Here is a 4,109-nt window from a genome sequence, read left to right on the forward strand (position 1 = left end):
GGGGTTGATCGTTTTGTTGGCCATTATGGTGACGACCAATATGCTGATCATCATTGTCGCCCCGATCGCTCTGGGCAGCTTGTACAGCAACAGCCATGACCGCAGCAACTGCGAAAACCAGAGGCTTGATTGCCATTGAAGGTTTCATGGTGATTCTCCGTACTTTTTAGGTTAAGTGTTGTTCTTACCTGTCAGGGTCAATCCGCGACCCGTATGCTCAGGGTGTTGGCCGTTCGGTTTCCCACCCCTGCGCTCTGATTCAACTGAATAACTCCACGACTACCAGTGAAGGCCTGGTCGCTGAGAGTGACCTGGCGATAGCCTGCTGCAGAGTCAGTTGGATCGGAGTTGTTGAACAGCGCCACGTTCTGTTGCATGAGGACGCTGTCATCGATACTTTGCGGCTGCGCACCGATGCTGATACGCAGTGCGTTGGCTTGCTGGTTACTGGCGCCGGTGCTCTGGTTGACACCCAGTATTCCGTTGCCGTGACTGAAGGAGTCGCCCTGGATGCTGGACCGGGCATCGATCGTGGGGTCGACAGGGGTGCGCAACCGTTGACGAATCTGTGTGGTCGCGCTGGCGCCATGGCCAATGGCGATGGCGCGGGCGTTAGCCTGTTGCTGTTGATCGCCGGCCGCCTGGTTGACCGAGAGATTGCCCTGATACTGCATACCCGAACCGTCGATGTCGGCGTTATTGATGACGGGGGGTTGGGCAAAGGTCGATGCACTGCAAAACATGGCGATAGTCAGCAGCGTACGATTCATCTTATCGGCCTCCCGTTATGATGTTCAGCGGGGCCAGGCCTTTCGCGACACTTGAATTGACCATGTTGGCAATGCCGTTGCCGGAATTTCCCGAACGTCCAGCGGGGAGGTTGGAAAGCTGGGTCTGGGTGGTGATATTGCCGCCCAGGTTGTCAGTGCCCTGAACAACCAGGCGATTAATGCCTGCACCACTGGAGACTTTGGCAAAGTCGTCGTTGCTCAACTCGTTCGTTTGTCTGAGGATTTGTTGGGACGGATTGGCATTGGCAGTCGTGGGGTCAGGGTCGGGAATCATCGACGGAACCACCGCGTTGCGCGGTTGAACATCCCGTTTGATAATTATGATGCCGTTGTCAGCCTGTACAGGCAGGCAGACACTTGAGCCCAGCGCACATCCGATCAGCAGGAGACAATAGATACCCTTGATTTTCCCCACAGCGGCAATTCCTTCTGTAAGTGGAACGCTGGCCCTTATCAGCGTTGCAAGTCACATTGCAGAAGGTGTGCCGGTTTTGGCTTTTCTTTTAAAAACAATTGCTTGGCTTTACTTGTTGAGGTGGAAAAAACATTTTTTGTAACACCACTGAGACGGAGCCACGCAAAAGTGCCGCCCATGCTTGCGGCATTGCTCGCCAAGGTCGCAGCAGGCAGGTTGTATCAGTGATAGAACATTTTCTTGCCAAAGTGCTGGAAACGCTTTAGCTAGCGGGTTTGCCTAGGGCTGATTGTTTCAGAAATGGACATTTTCTAGAGGCGCACCCCATTCATACCTTGAGCAAGCGTGTCACGGTTTCGAATGCCTCGTCCTTGCGCTGTTGCCAATCACCTTGCAGTACCTGACAAGGCTGGCGGTGCAGGTCAAGCCATTGGCGGCTTGCCTGGAAAAATGCCTGGCGTTCTGCCAGTTGCGGTTGGCAACGTTGCCCGTCGTCATGCCAAGCCACGTCTTCAGGGCTCAGCAGCAAATGCAGGTCGTATTGCCGTACCAGTAAAGCTTGCTCGATCCATGTCGGGCAATCACCAAACAACGTGCGACTCCAAAGTATATTGCTCAAGAGATGCGTATCGAGGATCAGCAGTGACGGTTGCTTGGTTCGTGCTTCATCTTCCCAAGCCAACTGGCCTTGTGCTATCGACGTAATATCATCGTAGCAGGTAGTACGGGCTTTACTGTCGATGAAATGCCGAACGTATTCTTTGACCAATATGCCGCCAAAATTGGCGTGAATCTCGCCCGAAAGCCAGCTTTTGCCACTGGATTCGGGGCCTGTGAGCACCAGCACTTTCATGTGCGTAATGCCGGGTCGGCACGCCATTCACGCCAGCCTTGCACCGCCAGCAACAGGAACAGTGCATAGAGGGCAGACGTGAGGTACATGCCTTTATAGATGAACAGCCCGACGAAAATCACATCAACTGCGATCCACAGTGGCCAGCATTGCACGCGCTTTTGCGCCATCCACATCTGCGCGACCAGACTGAACCCGGTCAGTGCGGCGTCGAGCCATGGTTGGGCGGCATCGGTCCAGTGCGCCATGGCGGTGCCCAGCAGCACACTGCCAAGCGCGCCGACCGCAAGGCTCAGGGCCACTGACTTTGCATCGAGACGGCTGACCTGCCGACCGGTGTTAGCCTCACCTGCACGAGTCCATTGCCGCCAGCCGTAGAGTTGCAGCGCGGCGTAGATCACTTGCAGGAGCATGTCCGAATACAGCTTCACCTCAAAAAAGATCCAGCTATAAAGCAGCACCATGACCAGACCTATAGGCCAGCACCAGGGGTTCTGTTTGACCGTCAACCAGACGGCGATCACACCGAGGGCGGCGGCAAACAGTTCAAGCCCGGACATGGAAGTTCCTTGGGGAAAGCAAAGTGGGGGGCGGATTGTACCGGCAGCTGCCATCAAGTAGAACCTGTAGCAGCGAGGCTGCATCCCGCTTGTAGCAGCTGACGAACAACGCGAGGCTGCGTTCGGCGACGAAGTCGTCGTGAAATCAGGTTGTACGGTGGTTCAGGAGCTTCGCGTACTCAGGTTTACGACTGCTGCGCAGCCGGACGCAGCCTCGCGCTGCTCGGCAGCTGCTACTGAGGGCGTGTTACACGCCAAATTGCTTGAGCATCAACATACCCAACGTCAATCGACGCTTTGCCGGGCGGGCGTATGCCCACCAAATCCAATTTCGCGGCAGCGTGATAAAGGCTTGTCTGATAGGATCTCGGCCCCGCGCGGAAAAACCTGAATCCGCGGTGGATTTTCACGGGATTTTTACAGTTTCGTCTGGATCCTGTACGCGCGGTACTTCAGCTACGCTCAGCGCGATAAACGTTTAAAAAAAACTAACGGGGCATGCCTGGGGCATCGCTTCTTGGGGGATTGATGGATCTTTGGACCGCCTTTCAGGCATTGATACTTGGCGTAGTAGAAGGGCTGACGGAGTTTCTGCCCATTTCCAGTACCGGCCACCAGATCATCGTGGCCGACTTGCTCGATTTCGGTGGTGAACGCGCTATCGCGTTCAACATCATTATCCAGTTGGGTGCGATCCTGGCGGTAGTGTGGGAGTTCCGCCGCAAGATTCTCGATGTGGTCATTGGTTTGCCGACGCAACCGAGCGCTCGACGTTTCACTGCCAACCTGTTGATTGCTTTCATGCCGGCCGTGGTACTGGGGGTGATTTTCTCCGACTTGATTCACCATTATCTGTTCAACCCGATTACCGTCGCCACGGCGCTGGTCGTGGGCGGGATCATTATGTTGTGGGCCGAGAAACGCCAACATGAAGTGCATGCCGAAACTGTCGACGAGATTACCTGGCAAGATGCGCTGAAAGTCGGATTCGCCCAGTGCCTGGCCATGATTCCAGGTACATCGCGTTCCGGATCGACCATCATTGGTGGGTTGCTGTTCGGTCTGTCGCGCAAGACCGCTACCGAATTCTCGTTCTTCCTGGCGATGCCGACCATGGTCGCTGCGGCGGTGTATTCGGGTTTCAAATACCGTCACATGTTCGTGCCAGCGGATTTTCCGGTGTTCGCGATAGGTTTCGTCACTGCATTCATCTTCGCGATGATCGCGGTCCGAGGCTTGCTCAAGTTCATTGCCAGCCACAGCTACGCGGCGTTCGCCTGGTATCGCATTGTGTTTGGCCTGGTGATTTTGGCGACCTGGCAGTTTGGCTGGGTCGACTGGTCCGCAGTCAAGCCATGAGTGATGCCGGCACGCGCCGCAACCCCGGACGCGGGTCCGGGGGTGTGTACATTCAGAATCCACGGCTCAAACTGCTGGTTTTTGGAGTGCTTTGTGCGCTGCCGCTGTTTGGTTCGGTGTCGCTCTGGCGG

5 protein-coding genes and 1 pseudogene are annotated in these 4,109 nt (G+C 55.6%); 2 read left to right on the forward strand and 4 right to left on the reverse strand.

Features of this window, described 5'->3' with window-relative positions; all coding sequences use genetic code 11:
- Positions 1–197: 197 nt before the first annotated feature.
- From AC1DSG_RS28475 to pnuC, 4 genes are all read right to left on the reverse strand, one after another.
- The gene (locus AC1DSG_RS28475) at positions 198–770 is read right to left on the reverse strand and encodes an adhesin (RefSeq protein WP_477793853.1); all 573 of its coding nucleotides are present in this window, start codon (positions 768–770) and stop codon (positions 198–200) included.
- Position 771: 1 nt separating this feature from the next.
- Positions 772–1,206, reverse strand: a complete 435-nt coding sequence (locus tag AC1DSG_RS28480) for a hypothetical protein (protein WP_477793854.1) — start codon at positions 1,204–1,206, stop codon at positions 772–774.
- Between the two features lie 328 nt (positions 1,207–1,534).
- A complete protein-coding gene (locus tag AC1DSG_RS28485) occupies positions 1,535–2,059 on the reverse strand; it encodes an AAA family ATPase (protein ID WP_477793857.1) in 525 nt (174 codons plus the stop codon).
- Positions 2,056–2,619, reverse strand: a complete 564-nt coding sequence (pnuC, locus tag AC1DSG_RS28490) for a nicotinamide riboside transporter PnuC (RefSeq protein WP_477793855.1) — start codon at positions 2,617–2,619, stop codon at positions 2,056–2,058. Before pnuC ends, AC1DSG_RS28485 begins: the two co-directional genes overlap by 4 nt.
- A gap of 528 nt (positions 2,620–3,147) precedes the next feature.
- Between pnuC and AC1DSG_RS28495 the strand changes: the two genes are divergently transcribed.
- Positions 3,148–3,978, forward strand: coding sequence for an undecaprenyl-diphosphate phosphatase (locus tag AC1DSG_RS28495; protein ID WP_477793856.1), 831 nt, complete (start codon positions 3,148–3,150; stop codon positions 3,976–3,978).
- Positions 3,975–4,109: pseudogene (locus AC1DSG_RS28500) on the forward strand (DUF1294 domain-containing protein); the annotation flags it as partial. The gene AC1DSG_RS28495 and the pseudogene AC1DSG_RS28500, both read left to right, overlap by 4 nt.

The organism is Pseudomonas sp. P5_A12 (assembly GCF_056400685.1).